This is a genomic window from Longimicrobium sp. (assembly GCF_048594345.1).
Classification (GTDB): Bacteria; Gemmatimonadota; Gemmatimonadetes; order Longimicrobiales; family Longimicrobiaceae; genus Longimicrobium.
Genome location: NZ_JBMDXM010000034.1, coordinates 1 through 18263 on the forward strand (window position 1 = coordinate 1; position 18263 = coordinate 18263).

An 18263-nucleotide genomic window follows, 5' to 3' on the forward strand; every position below is an offset into this window, starting at 1 on the left:
GGTCGCCGCCTTCCCCGCGACCGGCAGGGTGCCGCGCCCGCCGGTGGCGAGGCGAAGGGCGGGTGAGGGTGTGAGGGTGTGAGGGTGAACGGGTGAACGGGTGAACGGGTGAACGGGTGAACGGGTGAACGGGTGAACGGGTGAACGGGTGAACGGGTGAACGGGTGAAGCGACGGAGCGCTTCGGCCGGCGGGTGGGGATGAGCGGGTAAACCCGCTGCTGGGAAAGCGATAAGCCCCGTCTGGCGAGCAAAGCTCGCCAGACGGGGCTTCACCTTCTCGGGTCGGCGGAAGCCTGCGCGGCGCGGAGGTGAGAGGCGTCGGCAGGCACCGCAACCGCGGACGCGCACCACAGGGAAGGCCCGACGTTTATACCCTCTCCCGCTTGCGGGAGAGGGTGCGAGCCTTAGCGAGCGGGTGAGGGCCCGCGGACACAAATCGGCCCCTCACCGTATCCCGGGCGAGGGGCCGCTCATCCTCTGCAGTTCCGTACTTTCGTACCCCGTACCTTCGTACCTTCGTACCCCGTACCTTCGTACCCCCTACTTTCGTACCCCGTACCCCTCAGTTCCTCCGCACCGAATCCCGCCGCACGGTATCCCGCGCCGGGTCCGCGATGGCCTCGGCGGCCAGGGGCGGGTTGTTGAAGCCGTGCTTCTTGTTCAGGTAGTACTCGGCCACCTGCGCGGCCACGGGGGCCGCGGCGCGCGAGCCGCTTTCGCCGAACTCCACCACCACCGCCACCACGATCTCGGGGTCGCCGCCGCGCGGGCCCGCAAAGCCCGTGAACCACGCGTGCGGCTTCTTGGCGTCGGCCGAGTTCTGCGCCGTGCCCGTTTTGCCGTACAGCTTGAAGCGCCGCAGTTCCACGGCGTGCGCGGTGCCGCCGGCCTCGACCACGGCCGCCATCCCCTGCCACACCGACTGCAGCGTCTGCTTGCTCAGCCCCAGGTCCGTCTCTACCGGCACGTCCTTGCGCGCCAGCAGGTGCGGCGCGCGGGCGGTGCCGTTCCCCGACAGCGCGCTGAAGAACTGCGCCATCCGCAGCGGCGTCTGCGCGTTGGGACCCTGGCCGATGGACACGTTCATCACCTCGCTGGGCGGCGGCCGCCAGCCGAAGCGGTTCACGTACCATTTCTTGTCCGTGGGAAACGTCCCCGTCCGCTCGCCGGGGATGTCGATCCCCGTGGGCCGGCTGAAGCCCAGGCGCGTGCCCTCCGCCGCCAGCACGTCCAGCCCCAGCCGGATGCCCAGCTGGTAGAAGTACACGTTGCACGAGTTGGCGATGGCCTGCACCAGGTTCTGCGGGCCGTGCCCCTCGCGCTTCATGCAGCGCGAGTAGCGGCCGGCGTACGCCATGCCCCCCGTGCACGCCACCGGCATCACGTACTCCGGCGTGATGACGCCCCGCTCCAGCCCCACGATGGCCGTCGCCAGCTTCCACGTGGATGCGGGGGGATAGATGCCGGCCACCGCGCGGTTCAGCAGCGGGCGCGCGGGGTCGCGGTTAAGAGCCGACCAGTCCTGCGAGCGCACGCCGCCCACGAACAGGTTGGGGTCGTACGAGGGGGCCGAGTACAGGGCCAGGATCTCGCCCGTGGACGGCACCATGGCGACCACCGCGCCACGCATCCCCGCCGGCCACACCTGGTGCGCGTAGCGCTGCAGGTCCAGATCCAGCGTCAGGCGCACGTCGGCGCCGGGTTTGGGAGGCTCGTTGATGGTGGGGGCAAAGCGGCCCAGCACCTGGCCGCGCGAGTTGACTTCGATGAACTGCGCGCCCGGCTTGCCGCCCAGCGAGCGCTCGTACTGCCGCTCGATCCCCGTCTTGCCCACGTGCTGCCCCTGCACGTACCCCTCGAACTCCTTGCTCTGCAGCTCGCGGTCGTTGATCTCCAGCACGTAGCCCACCACGTGCGCCACCGCCGCGCCGGCCGGATAGCGGCGGATGGGGCGGCGGTCCATCGTAAGCCCGCGCAGGGGCTCGCTGCGCTCCTCCAGCCGCGACACCTGCTCAAAGCTCAGGTGCGGCACCACCTGCACCGGCTTGCCCTTGCTGGTGCGCGAGCGGCGGATGACGTCTTCCACCCCGGCCGAGTCCAGCGCCAGCATCTGCGCCACGGGCGCCAGCCAGGCGCGGATGGAGTCGGCCGGGCCGGGATCCACCATCAGGCTGTAGCCGGTGACGGTTTCGGCCACCAGCTTGCCGTTGCGGTCGTAGATGGCGCCGCGCGGGGCGGCCACGGGAAGGACGTCGAAGCGGTTGTCGTCGGCGCGCAGGGCGAACTCGCCGTTGCGCACGATCTGCGTGCGAAAGAAGGCGCTTCCCAGCAGCCCCAGCATTACCACGATCGCCATGACCGCCGACAGCGAGCGCTGGCGGCGTGAATGCGGGTGGAACGGATCCGCGGGGCGGAGCCTGAGGTCCTGGTAGCGCGACATGCGGGGGCGGCGTGCTGCGAATGGGGAAAAGCGCCGTAAAGTTAAGCACACGAAGGCGTTTGCGCCAGACGGAGCTCCCGCGGGGTGCGGTGTTGCCCCCGGCGCGCCGGCGGCGGAACGTGCGGCATCCTTGCGCAACCCTGCGGAAACGCTAGTATTCTCTTCATCCCGCGCACCACCACGTCCGTTCTTCTCATTTGCGGCCCTCTTGCGGCACGCAACTTGACGTTATCCAGGCGCGCATCCAGCCGACATCCGCGGAGCTCCGAACCTCTCTCGACCGGCCATCCGCCGGCGGGGCCGTCGCGCTCCGGAATCAAAGCCAAACGAAAATCTGATGAGCCTTTCCGCCCAACCGTCCGCCGCGGCGCGCCCTGCCGGTGCGCCGCAGCCCACAGCGGACGGCATCCTCGAGGTTCTGCCCAGCGGCAGCGGGTTCCTGCGCACCTTTGCCAACGGCTACCAGGCCGCCGACGGCGACGTCTTTGTGTCGCAGTCCGTCATCCGCCGGCTGGGGCTGCGCACCGGCGACCGGGTGCAGGGCACCACCGGCACGCCGCCCGGCCGCGGCAAAAGCCCGCCGCTGGACGAGGTGCAGCTGGTGAACGGGCTGGACCCCGCGCAGGCCCGCGGGCGCGCCGACTTTGGCAGCCTTCCCGCCTCGTACCCCGACGAGCGGCTGCGGCTGGAGGTTCCGCCCGAAGAAGGAAGCAAGTCCCGCCGCGACTTTACCAACCGCATCATCGACCTCATCGCTCCGCTGGGCAAAGGGCAGCGCGCCCTGATCGTGGCCCCGGCCAAGGCCGGCAAGACCACGGTGCTGCAGGCCATCATGCGGGGCATCCACACCAACTATCCCGACGCCGTCCTGATGGTGCTGCTCGTCGACGAGCGCCCGGAAGAGGTGACGGAGATGCAGATGCTGGGCATTGGCGACGTGATCGCCAGCTCGTTCGACTGCCCGGCCGAGCGGCACGTCACCGTGGCCGAGATGGTGCTGGAGCACGCGCGCCGGCAGGTGGAAAGCGGCCGCGACGTGGTGATCGTCCTCGACTCGCTTACCCGCCTGGCCCGAGCCTACAACACCACCGAGCGCGGCACGGGCCGCATGCTCAGCGGCGGCATCGACAGCGGCGCGCTGGAGAAGCCCAAGCGCTTTTTTGGCAGCGCGCGCAAGGTGCGGGGCGGCACGGGGAGCCTTACCATCATCGCCACCGCGCTCATCGACACGGGCAGCCGCGGCGACGAGGTGATCTTCGAGGAGTTCAAGGGCACGGGCAACAGCGAGATCGTGCTGGACCGCTCGCTGGCCGACAAGCGCATCTTTCCCGCGATCGACATCGAAAAGAGCGCCACGCGCCGCGAGGAGATGCTGTTTCCGCAGGAGCAGCTGGACAAGATCTACCAGCTTCGCCGCGCGCTGCACTCGCTTGGCCCCGACGACGCGCTGAACCTGCTGCTCAAGCAGATGAACGACACCAAGAGCAACGACGAGCTCCTGGGGCGTCTGCGGTAAGCTCTACGGATTTCGGTGGATGACGATGCGCGGCGGCCTTCTTCGCAAGGCCGCCGCGCTTTCGTTCACCCTGAGACAGAAACAGAGGATGGAGTACAGAGGAACAGACAACAGCCAGACGAACAGAGTAACCCAACATTTGGTTTTCCTCTGTTCCTCTGGCTGTTGCCTGTTCCTCTGTACCTGCCATCTGTTACAAGGTCTGTAGCGCGGGACGGGACTTGCAGCGCAGCGCGGCGGGTAGAATCTACATCGATCGAGACGAGCGGAGGACGGCATGCGGCTGGGGATGGTGGGGCTGGGCAAGATGGGCGGCAACATGGTGCAGCGGCTGGCCCGCGGTGGCCACCAGATCGTCGTCCACGACCGCGACGCGGAGGTCACGGCGCGCATCGGCGCCTTTGACGGCGCGCAGCCGGCGGCGTCGCTGGACGAGATCGTCGCGAAGCTCGACGCGCCGCGGGTGATCTGGGTGATGGTGCCCGCCGGCGGCGCCACGGAGCAGGTACTGCAGGACCTGGCCGCCCGCGTGCAGCCCGGCGACGTGCTGATCGACGGCGGCAACAGCAACTTCAAGGACACGCAGCGCCGCGCCGCCGACCTGGCCGGCCGCGGCATCCGCCTGGTGGACGCGGGCACCAGCGGCGGCGTGTGGGGGCTGGAAAACGGCTACTGCCTGATGGTGGGCGGCGACGTGGACGCGGTCGCCGTCTGCGAGTCCGCTTTCGTCACCCTGGCGCCCCAGGACGGCTACGCGCACGTCGGTCCGTCCGGCGCGGGCCACTTTACCAAGATGGTGCACAACGGCATCGAGTACGGGATGCTGCAGGCGTACGCGGAAGGCTTCGAGATCCTGCACAAGTCGGGGATGGGGCTGGACCTGCGCCGCATCGCCGACCTGTGGAACCACGGCAGCGTGGTACGCTCGTGGCTGCTGGAGCTGCTGGAGCGCGCCTACGCCGCCGAGGGGCAGGAGCTGGAGCGCATCCGCGGCTGGGTGGCCGACAGCGGCGAGGGGCGGTGGACGGTGGAGACGGCGCTGGACCTGGACGTTCCCGCGCCCGTCATCACCCTCTCGCTGCTGGCCCGCTTCCGCTCGCGGCAGGAGGAGTCGTACGGGGCGCAGGTGATCGCGGCGCTGCGCAACCAGTTTGGCGGCCACGCCATCAAGGAAAGCGCGCCCGAGGGGGAGGCGCCGCGATGAGCGACGAGCCGCGGCTGCCCGACGTCCCGCTTCCGCCGGCCACGGGCGAAACGCCGCTCCGCACGCCCATGGCATCGCCGATGGCGCGGGTGCGATGCCCGGATCCGCTCGTCCTGGTCATCTTTGGCGGCACGGGCGACCTGGCGCGGCGCAAGCTGATGCCGGCGCTGTGGAAGCTCAAGGCCGACGGACTGCTGCCGGACGAGTTCTGCATCGTGGGCAACTCGCGCGAGGAGATCACGGAAGACGAGTACCGCCAGCGGATGCGGGGCGCGCTGGAGGAGTTCGCGGAGGCGCCCGACGCGGCGGAGTGGGAGGCGTTCCACAAGCACATCTTCTACGTCCACGGCTCCACGGACGACCCGCAGACGTTCATCAATCTGCGGGAATGCCTGGAAGCGGCCGACCGGGAGCACGGGACGCGCGGCAACCGCCTGTTCTACCTGGCGCTGCCGCCCTCCGTGATCGCGCCCACGGCCGAGGGGCTGGGGCGCGCCGGGCTGGTGTGCGACGTGGATTCCGAGTGCTGGACGCGCATCATCGTGGAAAAGCCGTTCGGCAAGGACCTCAAGACGGCGCGCGATCTGAACGCGGCGCTGCTCAAGGTGTTCGGCGAGCCGCAGATCTTTCGCATCGACCACTACCTGGGCAAGGAGACGCTGCAGAACCTGCTCATCTTCCGCTTCGCCAACATCATCTGGGAGCCGCTGTGGAGCCGCACCTACGTGGACCACGTGCAGATCACGGTGTCGGAAAGCGTGGGGGTGGAGGGGCGCGCCGGCTACTACGACACTAGCGGCGCCCTGCGCGACATGATCCAGAGCCACCTGCTGCAGATCCTTACCCTGGTGGCCATGGAGCCGCCCGCCAGCTACGACGCCGACTCCATACGCAACGAAAAGGTGAAGGTGCTGCAGTCGATTCCGCTCATCCAGGGCGACGACGTCGACCGCTACGCCGTGCGCGGGCAGTACGCGGCTTCGGGGGAGGGGGACAAGGCGATGCCCGGCTACCTGGACGAGGAAAAGGTGCCGGATGATTCGCGGACGGAGACCTTCGCGGCGCTGCGGCTGACGGTGGACAACTGGCGGTGGGCGGGGGTGCCGTTCTACCTGCGGACGGGCAAGCGGCTCCCCAACAAGGCCAGCGAGGTGGTGATCCGCTTTCGCCCCGCGCCGCATCCCGTGCGCGACCTGGTACAGGCGGACGACCCCGCGCCCAACGCGCTGGTGCTGCACATCCAGCCGGATGAGGGGATCTCGCTGTTCTTCGAGGCCAAGCAGCCGGGTCTGCGCGGCGCGCTGCGGCCGGTGAGCATGGACTTCGACTACTGCAAGGCGTTCGGCACGGAGTCGCCCGAGGCGTACCAGCGGCTGCTGCTGGACGCCATGCTGGGCGACGCCACCCTCTTCGCCCGACGCGACGAGGTGGAGGCAGCCTGGACGCTCATCACCCCGATCGCCGAAGCGTGGGCGGCGGGCGGCAAGCCGGAAGCGTACCCCGCGAACACGTGGGGGCCGAAGGGCGCGGACGAGCTGCTGGCGCGCGAGGGGCGCAGCTGGGCGGTGCCGGGGACGCTGGGGGAGGTGGTAAAGGAGGAGTGAACTCGTTCGGCCGCGACGTCCAGCCGGGGCGCGGCAGCCGGGCGTCCAGCCGGGGCGGCTAAAGCCGCGGCTCGAAAGGCCATAAGCCCCGTCCTGGCTCGCAAAGCTCGCCAAACGGGGCTTCACCTGCTCGGGTCAGCGGGGGCCTGCGAGCCGGGTGGATGCGATGCGTGCGGATGGATCCCGCAACACCGGCGACGCGCTGAGGGCCCGGCGCGATGTTTATACCCTCTCCCGCTTGCGGAGAGGGTGCGAGCCTACGCGAGCGGGTGAGGGTCCTTGCCCTCCGCCGCGAGGGCCGCGCGGAGCGCGACGGGGGTGATGTCCAGGTGGGCCAGGGCGCGAAAGGGCACGCCCTGCGGCGACTGCAGCACGCCCATCAGCAGCAGCCCCGTCCCCACCTCGCGCACTCCGGCGATGCGGGCCTCGCGCATGGCGAACTCGATGGAGCCCTTGGTGTCGTCCGCAAAGGGGAGCACGGGGGCGCCCACACCCCACGGACGCGGCGGCGCGGCGCGCTCGATGCGCGCCTTGATGTCGTCCGGCTGGAAGCCGATGCGGCTCAGCGCGCGCGACGGCACGCCCCGCGGGTCCTCCAGCAGCGCGAGCAGCAGGTGCTCGGCGTGCACGGTGCTGGCGTTGGCCTTCTTCGCCTGCGCCGTGGCCGCGCTCAGCGCGTCGCGGGCCGCCTCGTCGAACGGCAGGTCGGGCGGGCGCGGCGGCGGTACGTTCAGCTTGTTGCGCTTGAAGAGCATGGGGGCTCCGGATCTACCTTCGGACATCGATCATACGCCCGGCGCGGTTCGGCCGGGCTCGCTGCTCAAAACGTACGCACATCCACCCATCGTGTCCACGCAGCCCTTGATCCCGCTGACGGAGCGCAACGGAGCGCGCGCCGCAATCTACAAGGACGCGGACGCCGCCTCCGCCGCGCTGGCGGAGAACTTTGCGAAACGCGCGATCGAGGCGGTCCGCGAGCGCGGGCGCTTCAGCGTGGCGCTTACGGGCGGCAGCGGGCCGGTGCGGGCGTACCGGCTGCTGGGCGAGGAGCCGCTGCGGTCGCGCATCCCCTGGGACGGCGTGCACCTGTTCTGGGGCGACGAGCGGTGCGTGCCGCCGGGCCACGCCCGCAGCAACTTTCGCATGGCCAACCAGGCGTTCATCTCCCGCGTCCCCATCCCGCCCGCCAACGTGCACCGCATGCGCGGCGAGCTGGCGCCGGCGGAAGGCGCGGCGGCGTACGCGGAGGAACTGGCGGCGTTCTTCGGGCCCGGCGTGCCGCGCTTTGACCTGATCCACCTGGGCGTGGGGCCGGACGGCCACGTGGCGTCCCTCTTCCCGTTTACCGATGCGCTGCGGGAGCGCGAGCGCACGGTGACGACGAACCTGCACCTTCCGCTGGGCGAGCCGCGCATCACCCTGACGCTGCCGGTGCTGAACGCCGCCGCGCGCATCGAGCTGCCGGTGATGGGCGCGGACAAGGCGGGGATCGCATGGGCGGTGCTGCGCGGGCCGATCGATCCGTATCGCTTTCCCGCGCAATCCGTGCGGCCGGCGGCGGGGGAGATGGTGTGGGTGATGGACGCAGGGGCGGCGGGGCGGGTGAACGGGTGAACGGGTGAACGGGTGAACGGGTGAACGGGTGAGCGGGTGAGCGGGTGAGCGGGTGAGCGGGGGCGGGTTGTCGCCAGCCTCTCCGGCTTTGCCGGGGAGGCCCTCTCCCCCGCCGACTTCGCCGCTCTTTCCTCGCGGCTCGCGGCGACCCCTCCCCCAAACTGCGGGGGAGGGGTTGTTCGTACGCGCGAAAGCCGAGGAAACGCAACCCCCCTCCCCCGAAGTTGGGGGAGGGGTCGACCGCCGTCGCGAGGAACGAGCGAAAGGCCGGTCGGGGGAGAGGGCCCCCGCGGGTCGCGATGCCCCCGCCCTCACACCCTCACACCCTCACACCCTCACACCCTCACTCACCCTTCACCCGTTCACCCCTTCACCACCCCCCTGCCTCCCTCGCGGCACGGGATTGGCGGCAGCCTGTGCGTTCGAAATCCAGGCCGCACACTCAGACGGGCAGGCGATGGCTTCCGCGACACTCCTGATCGACCTACAACAGATCCTGGCCGCCGAGCACCCGGACCCGTTCCGCGTGCTGGGCATGCACACCGTTTCCGTCGGCGGCGAGCTGCGGCTGGTGGTGCGCGCGTTCCTCCCCGGCGCCGAGAGCGTGTACGTGGCGGACGGGGACGGGCGCGACGTGGCGCCCATGGAACAGGTGCACCCCGACGGCTTTTTCGAGGCCCTGCTGCCGCGCGGCACCGGGAGCTTTCCCTACCGCCTGCGCGTCTGCTGGCCGGGCGTGGAGACGGCGGTGACGGCGGCGGACCCGTACGCGTTCGCGCCCGCCATCAGCGACTTTGACCTGTACCTGATGGGCGAGGGCACGCACCTGCGCCTGTGGGAGGTGCTGGGCGCGCGGGCCATGGAGATCGACGGCGTGGAGGGCGTTTCCTTTGCCGTCTGGGCGCCCGGCGCGCGGCGGGTGAGCGTGGTGGGCGACTTCAACCTGGGGGACGGGCGGCGCCACGCCATGCGCCTGCACCCGGCGCAGGGGGTGTGGGAGATCTTCATCCCCGGCGTGCCCGAAGGGACCGTCTACAAGTACGAGATCCTGCCGCGCACCGGGCCCGCGTTCCTCAAGGCCGACCCCATGGCGTTCGCCGCGGAGCTGCGGCCCAACACGGGGTCGAAGGTGGCGGACCTGCGCGAGCATGCGTGGGGTGACGCGGAGTGGATGGAGGCGCGGCGCGGCAGGGACTTTTGCGTGGAGCCCATGACGGTGTACGAGGTGCACCTGGGCTCGTGGAAGCGCGTGGCCGAGGACGGCGACCGCCCCATGACGTATCGCGAGATCGCGCCGGAGCTGGCGGACTACGTCACCGAGATGGGCTTTACCCACGTGGAGCTGCTGCCGGTGATGGAGCACCCCTACGATCCGTCGTGGGGGTACCAGGTGACCGGCTACTACGCGCCCACCGCGCGCTTTGGCACGCCGGAGGACTTTCGCTACTTCGTGGACCACCTGCACCAGCGCGGGATCGGGGTGATCCTGGACTGGGTGCCGGCGCACTTTCCCAAGGACGCCTTTGCGCTGCGCCGGTTCGACGGCACGGCGCTGTACGAGCATGCGGATCCCCGGATGGGCGAGCACCCCGACTGGGGAACGCTGGTCTTCAACTTCGGCCGCAACGAGGTGCGCAACTTTCTGGTCAGCAACGCGCTGTTCTGGCTGGAGGAGTACCACATCGACGGGCTGCGGGTGGACGCCGTGGCCTCCATGCTGTACCTGGACTACTCGCGGCAGCCGGGGCAGTGGATCCCCAACCGCTACGGCGGGCGCGAGAACCTGGACGCCATCGAGTTTCTGCAGCAGCTCAACCAGAGCGTGCGCGACCGCTACCCCGGCGCGCTGATGATCGCCGAGGAAAGCACGGCCTGGCCCGGCGTCACGCAGCCGGCGCACCTGGGTGGCCTGGGCTTTCACCTCAAGTGGAACATGGGGTGGATGAACGACTTCCTGCGCTTCATGGGCGAGGAGACCATCCACCGAAAGTACCACTTCAACATCCTTACCTTTTCGCTGATGTACGCGTTCAGCGAAAAGTTCGTGCTGCCGTTCAGCCACGACGAGGTGGTGCACGGCAAGGGCTCGCTCATCAACAAGATGCCGGGCGACGCCTGGCAAAAGGCGGCCAACCTGCGCCTGGCGCTGGGCTCCATGTGGGCGCATCCCGGCAAAAAGCTGCTGTTCATGGGGATCGAGCTGGGGCAGTGGCGCGAGTGGAGCGAGGAGCGCTCGCTGGACTGGCACCTGCTCGACGAGCCGCTGCACGCGGGGGTGCAGCGGTGGATGCGCGACCTGAACGCGCTGTACCGGGCCCAGCCGACGCTGTGGGAGAACGACTTCAGCCACACCGGCTTCGAGTGGATCGACTTTCACGACGTGGAGCAGTCGGTGCTCTCGTTCATGCGCCGCAGCGAGGATGGCCAGGACGAGCTGGTCTTCGTGCTGAACTTTACGCCCATCCCGCGGCAGGCGTACCACGTGGGCGTGCCGCGCGCGGGGCGGTGGCGCGAGGTGCTGAACAGCGACGCCGACATGTACGGCGGCAGCAACGTGGGGAACGGCGGGGCGGTAGAGACGGTGGCGCTGGCGGCGCACGGGCGCGAGCAGTCCGTTCCCCTTACATTGCCGCCGCTCGGCATCCTGGTGCTGAAGCACGAAGGCCGATCGGACGGGGCGGATCGTTGATCCTCCGCCCCGCATCTTCTTTTATCCGGATTCTGGCAAGACGAGAGATGGCGACCACGAGAGGGAAGGGCACCGGCACGCGCGCCTCCGCGCCCCCGGCCGACACCACCGCGGCGGAGGCCGCGCCCCGCGCGCGCCGCCCGCGCACCCGCGCGCCCGAAGACGAGATCGGCGGCACGGCCGCGCCGGAAGCGTCGGTGGACACCGCGGCGGCGCGTCCGCGCGGCCGGCGCGCCGCGCCCGGCGCCGGCGTGACCCCGTCCGACACCCCCGCCGCCGACGCGACCACGTCCGCGCCGAAGTCCCGCACTCGTCGCGCGGCGCCCGGCACCGGCGTGGAGGACGCGGCTCCCGCTCCCGCGCCCGCGAAGTCGCGCGGGGGGAAGAAGAAGCGCGAGACGTACGCCGAGACGGCGGCGCGGCGGCGCAGGGAAAAGGAGGTGGACCACCTTCAGGCGGATCTGCGCGCCTTTGCCATCGCGCGGCCCTCGGGGTGGAACCACGAGGACTGGATGTCGTTCCTGGGCCACCTGGGCGAAAAAGGCCACGACGTGAGCGACCACCAGACCATCGGCGCGCGGCTGGAGCGCGAGCGGCTGGCGGTGGCGCTGGAAGCCATCGAAGGATTGGGCCCCAAGCGCGTGCATTCGCTGGTGGACCGCTTTCAAACGATGTGGAGCATGCGCCACGCGCAGGCCGCCGACGTCGCCACGGTCGCGGGGATGACGCGCCCCCTGGCCGAGCGCGTCGCCCAGCACATGGCCGAGCGGCATCCCTGATCCGCCCGCGCAGCGACGACTGCTCACACAGGGGAGGCGCGGAGGGCGCGGAGAGACGGCTTCTCTCCGCGCCCTTCCACGTTCATCGCTGCGACGTCGTGCGGATCGGTTGCCGTGGAGGATGATCATGAAATGATACCGGATCCGGAAAAACACCTCACCTCAAGCCGGACTACGGGAAACGGAGGTCAGGGTACAGAGGAACAGACAACAGCCAGAGGAACAGAGGAGGGAATGCGAATCACCTCTGTTCCTCTGGCTGTTCCCGGTCCCACTGTACCTTCCGATGTTGTTTTTCCGGATTCGGTATGGGGGTGCGGATCTGTACGAGCCCCCGCGGGTCACGGACCCGCGGGGGATTTCACGGGATCAGCACAGGTACTCGCCGCACATGGGCTCGATCTGCACCGTGACAAAGCGGGTGGCGGTGGCGGTAAGGCCGCCCGAGGTGACGATCACCTGCAGCTCGAACGACGGCGACCCACCGCCGACGAAGCGGCTGTACGAACTGGCGGTTCCCACGTTGGTCCAGGTGGTGCCGCCCTCGACGCGGTACTGCCACTGGTAGGTGTACGTGCCGGTGCCGTTGGCCGCGTTCGCCGTCCACGTTTTTGACCCGGCCGCGAACACGAACGAGGGACCGGTCATGCTTACCGTCGGTCCGTTGCTGACGGTGACCAGGTGGGTGTCGGCACCCGTCAGCCCGGCCGAAGTGGCCGTCACGCGCAGCTCGAACGCCGGATCCGTGGCCGCGACGGTGCGGGAGTACGAGGCGCCGGTCCCCGCCGCCGACCAGGTGCCGTTCTGAACCCGGTACTCCCAGCTGTAGGTGTACGTGCCGTCGCCGCCGGTCGACGTCGCCGTCCAGGTGTGAGTGCCGGTCGAGACGATCGTCGGGCCGCCGATGGTGGGGATGGGCGCGGCCACCGGAATCACGTCCACCAGGTGCGAAAGATCGGAGCCGGTCAGGCCCGCCGAGGTGACGGTCACGCGCAGCTCGAAGTCCGGGTCGGACCTGGCGACCGTGCGGGCGTAGGAGCTCGCCGTGCCCGCGGCCGACCACGTGCCGCCCTGTACCCGGTATTCCCAGGCGTAGGTGTACGTTCCGTTTCCGCCGGACGCGTTCGCCTGCCAGGTGTGCGTGCCCGCCGTGCTGATGGACGACGGCCCGGTGATGTTCGCGCTCACACCGGCGGGGGTGATCAGCGAGTAGAGCAGCCGGTTGGGCGAGCCGGTGCCGGCGCTGGTCACCTTGCTGAGCGTGGCGTTGCTGATGATGGCGCTGGTGACGGTCGCCGGCGTGGCCGACGGGCTGCCCTGCAGGTACAGCGCGGCCACGCCCGCCACGTGCGGCGAGGCCATCGAGGTGCCGCTCATGTTGGTCGCCAGCGCGGTGAACGGCTGCGTGCCACCCCCGCCGCCGCCACCCCCGCCTCCGCCGCCGGTGTATCCGATCGAAGCGGAGGTGATGTTCTCGCCCGGCGCAAAGATGTCCAGGCAGCTGCCGTAGTTGGAGAACGACGCTCGTGCGTCGGTGCTGGTGGTGGCGCCCACCGTGATGGCGTGGGCCGCGCGCGCGGGCGACCGGTTGCAGGCGCTCTGGTTCTCGTTCCCCGCCGCCACCACCACGGTTACGCCCGCGTTGTGCATGCGGTTCACGGCATCGTCCACCGACTGGTTGGCGGCGCCGCCCAGCGACATGTTGGCCACGGCCGGCTTGACGTGGTTGTTGGCCACCCAGTCCATCCCCGCGATCACACCCGACCAGGTGCCGTTGCCGGAGCAGTCCAGCACGCGTACGGACACCAGCGAAACGTTCTTGGCCACGCCGTAGGTGCTGCCGCCCACGGTGCCGGCCACGTGCGTGCCGTGCCCGTAGCAGTCCTGTCCGGTGCCGCCGTACGCGTCGTAGCCCACGGTGGCGCGGCCGCCGAACTCCGTGTTGCTGGTCATGATGCCGCTGTCCAGAATGTAGGCGCGGACGTTGGCGCCCGTGGGCGTGTAGGTGTAAGTACCGTTCAGCGGCAGGTTGCGCTGGTCGATGCGGTCCAGCCCCCACGTGGCGCCCGTCTGCGTGGTGGTGGCGGCGACGCGCGCGTCCTGCTCGATGTAGGCGACGTTGCGGTTGTGGGTCAGCGCGTTCAGCTGCCCGTGGTTGAGGGTGGCGGCAAAGCCGTTCAGGGCCGCCGTGTACACGTACTTCGGATCCACGCCGGCGACGGCCGCCACGGAGCGCGGATCCGCGCCGTCGTTCAGCACCACGATGTACGCTCCGTCGATCGCGTCCTTCGCGACCGCCAGCACCGGGGCCGACCCGGGGGTGGTCGCCACGATGGGTGCTTCCTGGTCGGAGCAGGCGGCTGCCGCCGCCAGCGCCATCGTCGCGAGAACTCTGCTGGACCGCATGGGCTTTCCTCCACGTGCAGGGGGGTGGTGAATTGCGCGAGGTTTTCGCGCGCGGGGGGGACAGATGTCGTGAGGTGGAATGGCGCGGAACAGGTACGGATCCGGATGGGGGATATCCGGAAAGCAAGCGTCGTCATCCGCGGCGGTGCGTGGAGTTGCGGATGCCGTCATGTTTCTGGTGTGATTGTATTATGTCTCTTATTGTGAGCCTGCACAAGTGGGCTGATCGCCGTTCGCGGGCGCCGCTCTCTGGTGCGAAGAAATGCTGCTGCCGTTCAGGGCGTCCGCGTCCCGAGAATGCCGGAGCGCCATCGGCCCCCCCGTCCGATGGCGCTCTTCGCATGGGGAGCCGAAACGCCGTCCCCCCCGTCAATCCACCTTGCTACCGCGGGCCGGTTTCCAGGCCGTGCTCCAGGTTCATGCGCACCAGCAGCTCCACCAGCTCGTCGGCTGATTCCGGCGAGATCATGGGCTGATCGGGAAACGAGCGCGGCAGGGTCAGGTCCGGCAGCTGGTTGCGCGCCGCTTCGGAGACGAGCACGGGCTGCGAGCGGTCCAGCCGCGCCACGGCTTCGCGGTCGGAGGCGAGCACCGTGCGCACCCGCTCCGGGTGCTCTTTCCCCGCGATCAGCTTCAGCCGCTCGGCGAACAGGGGGTCCACGCAGACCACCACAAGCTCCCGCTCCGCCAGCGTCCGCTCCACCTCGCGGGTGAACTGCGGGTTCAGGCGGATGACGACCAGCGGCACCTCCAGCGCGGCGGCGATCTCCTGCACCTCTCTGGCGTGAAAGGCCGTGGTCGCGATGAAGTCCGCCTCGCGAAGCTCGGCGGGGGTGCGGGGCACCGGGGCTGCGCCGTCCACGGCCACCGGCGCAAAGCGATCCGCGTGCACGGCCGAAACCTCGAAGCCAAAGTCGTCGGCCAGCTCCGTCCCGATGGACGCCACCTGGTCTACCGTGCCTTCCACAAAGGCGCAGCGCACCACGCGCGACGCCGTGCACTCCCGCACGAACTCCGGAAGGTCAGGCACCCGCAGCCGCCGGTGCCATGCCTCGCGCGCCACGGCGACGAACCACCGCGCGGTCTCGGCCAGCACGCGCCCGCCCATCCGCTTCTGCTCGGCGAGAAAAACGCCGGAGCGGCCGCGCACCTCCACCAGCCCTTCGCTCTCCAGCAGCGCATACGCGCGCGCCACCGCCCGCAGGTCCACGCCCGTCTCGTCCGAGATCTCACGGTAGCTGGGCAGCCGCCCGCCCGCGGCCACGCGCCCGGTGTGGATGGCGGCCATGAGCCGGCCGCGAAGCAGGCGCGCCAGGCGCTCATCGGCCAGCCGGTCTACCGGCGTACGACTCATCGGATCCTTTCTGCGACAGATCTGAGAAACAGTTCCCGATCTGTCTCGCAAAATGTGACAAGTAGGGAGCTTGAATTGCCTCCCGGCCTGCTCCCAATCCGTACGCAGGCTTTTGTCCGTCCCTCATGGGGCGGGAGCGAGTCGGAGTTGATGGCAGCCCTGCGCACGTGGCATACCGCGCGTGCGCGCTGGATGGAAACGCGGCGGCCGATCCAAGGCCAGCGAAGAAGGCAATCCATGAACGGCATCTGGATCCGCGGCGCGGCCACGGCGATCGCTGCCACGCTGGTCGTCGCGGCGCTCCGAGGCAGGACGGGCGGCGCGCGCGACGCAGGTGTGCAACCACTTGCGCAGCACGGGATGATGGAGTGGAGCGCGCTCAGGCCAAACGCCTCGGCGCCGGGTGCGCGTGGGTTGCCGGATGATTCGACGCTGCCGTTCGTCCTCTCGCCTCGGTCGTCGGCCGGGTGGGCCGACGGTGCAGAGGCGCCGCGTGATTCGGCGGCGGCGCGCGTCCCGAGCGCGTGCTCGCGTCAGCAAATCGCGACAGTTGGCGAATGTTGATCCACATCTGTTGCAATATTTGCATCAGATTGGGTATGCCTCTTGCCTTCGCCGTGCGCGGCGTCCACGGCTGGTGATGGCGCCCCGTGGCCGCGCCGGCGTTCGCCGGCGACACTCGCGTTGCGGCAGGTTACCGAAGCAGGGAGGACCCCGATGGCGTCCGGAACACGATTCACCCTGATGGCCCTTGGCGGGCTTGCGGCGCTGGCCGCCTGCGCCCCGGCCGGCGGCACCATGCGGCCCGGCGCCGCCCCGATGGATCCCGGCGCGGCCGCCACGCTGGCCCGCTCCGACGCCGACATGCGGGCGGTGCTGGAGCAGCACATGGCGCTGGGCCCCAAGCCCATCGAGACGCTTACGCCGCAGGAGGCCCGCGTGCAGCCGACGCCGGCGGATGCGGTCAAGGCGCTGCTGCAGCGGATGGGGCGCAGCACGGCGCCGGAGCCCGTGGGCAACGTGCAGGACCGCACCATCCCCGGGCCCGGCGGCGCCATCCCCGTGCGCATCTACACGCCCGCCGGCACGGGTCCGTTCCCGGTGATCGTGTACTCGCACGGCGGCGGCTGGGTCATCGCCACCATCGACACCTACGACTCGTCCGCACGGGCGCTGACCAACGCCGCGCAGGCGGTCGTCGTGTCCATCGAGTACCGCAAGGGGCCGGAAAACCCGTTCCCCGCCGCGCACGACGACGCGTTCGCCGCCTACCAGTGGGTGCTGCAGAACGCCGCGTCCATCGGCGGCGATCCCATGCGGGTGGCGGTGGCGGGGGAGAGCGCCGGGGGCGGGCTGGCGGTGGCCACGGCCATGATGGCCCGCGAGCGCAACGTGCGCATGCCCGTGCACGTGCTGGCCGTGTATCCCATCGCCGACGGCGACACCGAGTCTCCGTCGTACGTGGAGAACGCGATGGCCAAGCCGCTCAACCGCCCCATGATGCAGTGGTTCTTCCGGCACTACCTGCGCGGACCGCAGGACGCGCAAGACCCGCGCATCTCGCTGGTGCGCGCGGACCTGAGCCGCATGCCGGCGACCACCATCATCCTGGCGGAGATCGACCCGCTGCGCTCCGACGGCGAAGAGCTGGGCGCGCGGCTGCGCCAGGCCGGGGTGCCGGTGCAGGTGCACGTGCACCAGGGCGTGACGCACGAGTTCTTTGGCATGGGCGCCGTGGTCGCCGACGCGCGCACCGCCGTTCAGCAGGCCGGCACCGCGCTGCGCGGCGCGTTCGGACGGTAAGGATGGGGGCTCCGTTCAGAATTCCGCTCCCGGCGCCGGCTGGACCTCCGCGGGCCGCGGGTGCCCCGGGCGCCACCGCACCGCTGGTGGCGGCGTTCCTGGACGCGACCGACGGGTTGACGTGCGATGCGGCCGCCGCGCTGGCGGGGGTGCGCCCCGGAACCATCCGCAACTGGCGCCGCCGCCTGCCGCGCTGGCTCAAGGCGGGGACCGCCGGGCGCCTGCGTGCACACCTGACGGGAGAGGTTCCGCGAGAGCCCGAGGCGGGCTTTCGCAAGGTGTTCCGCAATGCGTTGCGCGGCACGCCTCCTGGCGGGATGTAGCGCCGGCAAAGCGGAGAAAGCAAAGGAAAGCCGGATTCCTCAGGCAACCCTCTGCTTGCTCTTCCCGCCAGGGCTCTTTCGGATCGGGTAGCAGGACCTGGTCAGGGCGACGGGGAGGTAGGCCGCCGCGGCCTCCGTCGATCGTGGATGCGGGTGGATTTTCCTGCGCTCGCACGAGGGCGAAATCGACGTGCCCTCACACGATCGGCACGGCGGTGACAGAAACAGGGAAGTTCTGCAACTGCTACGGCGGCACGATGGCTCCCGAAATGCGCTGGCCCATCCGGCCACTCCTCCGGCGGGCGTCCGCGTTGCGCGGCGACCCGCTTCTGGGTGAGGTGAACGCAGGGACAGATGAGGCCGGGTGCGGCATCGGTGAGATCCACCGGAAGCCGTACGCCCGTAGGTACGCACTACGGATTGTGCAAACACCGGCCAAAGATTTTGCGAACGTGAGAGATGCGGCGGCATCCCGTGGCTCGCGCGCACGCACGCCGAGCCGGTCCATCCACCTGGTGATGAAAGAGAGC

The 18263-nt window shown here is 70.0% G+C and carries 13 protein-coding genes; 9 read left to right on the top strand and 4 right to left on the bottom strand.

The features are described 5' to 3' along the window. Nucleotides 1–563 precede the first annotated feature (563 nt). Nucleotides 564–2441 (bottom strand): penicillin-binding protein 2, encoded by a 1878-nt coding sequence (mrdA, locus tag ACOJUJ_RS03300; RefSeq protein WP_420125418.1) that lies wholly within the window; start codon nucleotides 2439–2441, stop codon nucleotides 564–566. A 337-nt stretch (nucleotides 2442–2778) separates the two neighbouring features. On the opposite strand from mrdA, the gene rho reads away from it, so the two are divergent. The 3 genes from rho to zwf all read left to right on the top strand — a co-directional run bounded on the left by rho (nucleotide 2779) and on the right by zwf (nucleotide 6765). Next, the gene (gene rho, locus ACOJUJ_RS03305) at nucleotides 2779–3957 is read left to right on the top strand and encodes a transcription termination factor Rho (protein ID WP_420125419.1); all 1179 of its coding nucleotides are present in this window, start codon (nucleotides 2779–2781) and stop codon (nucleotides 3955–3957) included. Nucleotides 3958–4234: 277 nt separating this feature from the next. Continuing rightward, entirely contained in the window at nucleotides 4235–5161 is a 927-nt protein-coding gene (gnd, locus tag ACOJUJ_RS03310; protein ID WP_420125420.1) for a phosphogluconate dehydrogenase (NAD(+)-dependent, decarboxylating), read from the top strand. Continuing rightward, nucleotides 5158–6765, top strand: a complete 1608-nt coding sequence (zwf, locus tag ACOJUJ_RS03315; RefSeq protein WP_420125421.1) for a glucose-6-phosphate dehydrogenase — start codon at nucleotides 5158–5160, stop codon at nucleotides 6763–6765. The genes gnd and zwf overlap by 4 nt, the downstream gene beginning before the upstream one ends. 257 nt (nucleotides 6766–7022) lie before the next feature. Here the strand turns inward: zwf and ACOJUJ_RS03320 are convergent, their stop codons facing one another. Next, the gene (locus tag ACOJUJ_RS03320; protein ID WP_420125422.1) at nucleotides 7023–7520 is read right to left on the bottom strand and encodes a Clp protease N-terminal domain-containing protein; all 498 of its coding nucleotides are present in this window, start codon (nucleotides 7518–7520) and stop codon (nucleotides 7023–7025) included. A gap of 106 nt (nucleotides 7521–7626) precedes the next feature. On the opposite strand from ACOJUJ_RS03320, the gene pgl reads away from it, so the two are divergent. The 3 genes from pgl (at nucleotide 7627) to ACOJUJ_RS03335 (ending at nucleotide 11847) form a co-directional block, all read left to right on the top strand. Next, nucleotides 7627–8379 (top strand): 6-phosphogluconolactonase, encoded by a 753-nt coding sequence (gene pgl, locus ACOJUJ_RS03325; protein WP_420125423.1) that lies wholly within the window; start codon nucleotides 7627–7629, stop codon nucleotides 8377–8379. Between the two features lie 457 nt (nucleotides 8380–8836). Then, entirely contained in the window at nucleotides 8837–11068 is a 2232-nt protein-coding gene (glgB, locus tag ACOJUJ_RS03330; RefSeq protein ID WP_420125424.1) for a 1,4-alpha-glucan branching protein GlgB, read from the top strand. Nucleotides 11069–11115: 47 nt separating this feature from the next. Then, the gene (locus ACOJUJ_RS03335; protein ID WP_420125425.1) at nucleotides 11116–11847 is read left to right on the top strand and encodes a hypothetical protein; all 732 of its coding nucleotides are present in this window, start codon (nucleotides 11116–11118) and stop codon (nucleotides 11845–11847) included. Between the two features lie 369 nt (nucleotides 11848–12216). Here ACOJUJ_RS03335 and ACOJUJ_RS03340 read toward each other — a convergent pair whose 3' ends face one another. Further along, complete coding sequence (locus tag ACOJUJ_RS03340; protein WP_420125426.1) at nucleotides 12217–14253, bottom strand: S8 family serine peptidase; 2037 nt, start codon at nucleotides 14251–14253, stop codon at nucleotides 12217–12219. A 382-nt stretch (nucleotides 14254–14635) separates the two neighbouring features. After that, nucleotides 14636–15607 carry a GntR family transcriptional regulator gene (locus tag ACOJUJ_RS03345; protein ID WP_420125427.1) on the bottom strand — a complete coding sequence of 324 codons (972 nt, stop codon included), beginning with the start codon at nucleotides 15605–15607 and terminating at the stop codon, nucleotides 14636–14638. Nucleotides 15608–15844: 237 nt separating this feature from the next. Here ACOJUJ_RS03345 and ACOJUJ_RS03350 point away from each other — a divergent pair, with 237 nt between their 5' ends. The 3 genes from ACOJUJ_RS03350 to ACOJUJ_RS03360 all read left to right on the top strand — a co-directional run bounded on the left by ACOJUJ_RS03350 (nucleotide 15845) and on the right by ACOJUJ_RS03360 (nucleotide 17733). Beyond that, nucleotides 15845–16171 carry a hypothetical protein gene (locus ACOJUJ_RS03350; protein ID WP_420125428.1) on the top strand — a complete coding sequence of 109 codons (327 nt, stop codon included), beginning with the start codon at nucleotides 15845–15847 and terminating at the stop codon, nucleotides 16169–16171. Between the two features lie 153 nt (nucleotides 16172–16324). Beyond that, entirely contained in the window at nucleotides 16325–17410 is a 1086-nt protein-coding gene (locus ACOJUJ_RS03355) for an alpha/beta hydrolase fold domain-containing protein (RefSeq protein WP_420125429.1), read from the top strand. Nucleotides 17411–17412: 2 nt separating this feature from the next. Further along, nucleotides 17413–17733, top strand: coding sequence for a hypothetical protein (locus ACOJUJ_RS03360; RefSeq protein WP_420125430.1), 321 nt, complete (start codon nucleotides 17413–17415; stop codon nucleotides 17731–17733). The last annotated feature ends 530 nt before the right edge of the window (nucleotides 17734–18263 follow it).

What these genes read in the sequence shown, in the direction of transcription:
- mrdA (WP_420125418.1), bottom strand. Translation starts at nt 2,441, where the DNA reads ATGTCGCGCTACCAGGACCTCAGGCTCCGCCCCGCGGATCCGTTCCAC.
- ACOJUJ_RS03340 (WP_420125426.1), bottom strand. Translation starts at nt 14,253, where the DNA reads ATGCGGTCCAGCAGAGTTCTCGCGACGATGGCGCTGGCGGCGGCAGCC.
- rho (WP_420125419.1), top strand. Translation starts at nt 2,779, where the DNA reads ATGAGCCTTTCCGCCCAACCGTCCGCCGCGGCGCGCCCTGCCGGTGCG.
- ACOJUJ_RS03335 (WP_420125425.1), top strand. Translation starts at nt 11,116, where the DNA reads ATGGCGACCACGAGAGGGAAGGGCACCGGCACGCGCGCCTCCGCGCCC.
- ACOJUJ_RS03360 (WP_420125430.1), top strand. Translation starts at nt 17,413, where the DNA reads ATGGGGGCTCCGTTCAGAATTCCGCTCCCGGCGCCGGCTGGACCTCCG.
- glgB (WP_420125424.1), top strand. Translation starts at nt 8,837, where the DNA reads ATGGCTTCCGCGACACTCCTGATCGACCTACAACAGATCCTGGCCGCC.
- gnd (WP_420125420.1), top strand. Translation starts at nt 4,235, where the DNA reads ATGCGGCTGGGGATGGTGGGGCTGGGCAAGATGGGCGGCAACATGGTG.
- ACOJUJ_RS03355 (WP_420125429.1), top strand. Translation starts at nt 16,325, where the DNA reads ATGGCGTCCGGAACACGATTCACCCTGATGGCCCTTGGCGGGCTTGCG.
- zwf (WP_420125421.1), top strand. Translation starts at nt 5,158, where the DNA reads ATGAGCGACGAGCCGCGGCTGCCCGACGTCCCGCTTCCGCCGGCCACG.
- ACOJUJ_RS03345 (WP_420125427.1), bottom strand. Translation starts at nt 15,607, where the DNA reads ATGAGTCGTACGCCGGTAGACCGGCTGGCCGATGAGCGCCTGGCGCGC.
- ACOJUJ_RS03350 (WP_420125428.1), top strand. Translation starts at nt 15,845, where the DNA reads ATGAACGGCATCTGGATCCGCGGCGCGGCCACGGCGATCGCTGCCACG.
- ACOJUJ_RS03320 (WP_420125422.1), bottom strand. Translation starts at nt 7,520, where the DNA reads ATGCTCTTCAAGCGCAACAAGCTGAACGTACCGCCGCCGCGCCCGCCC.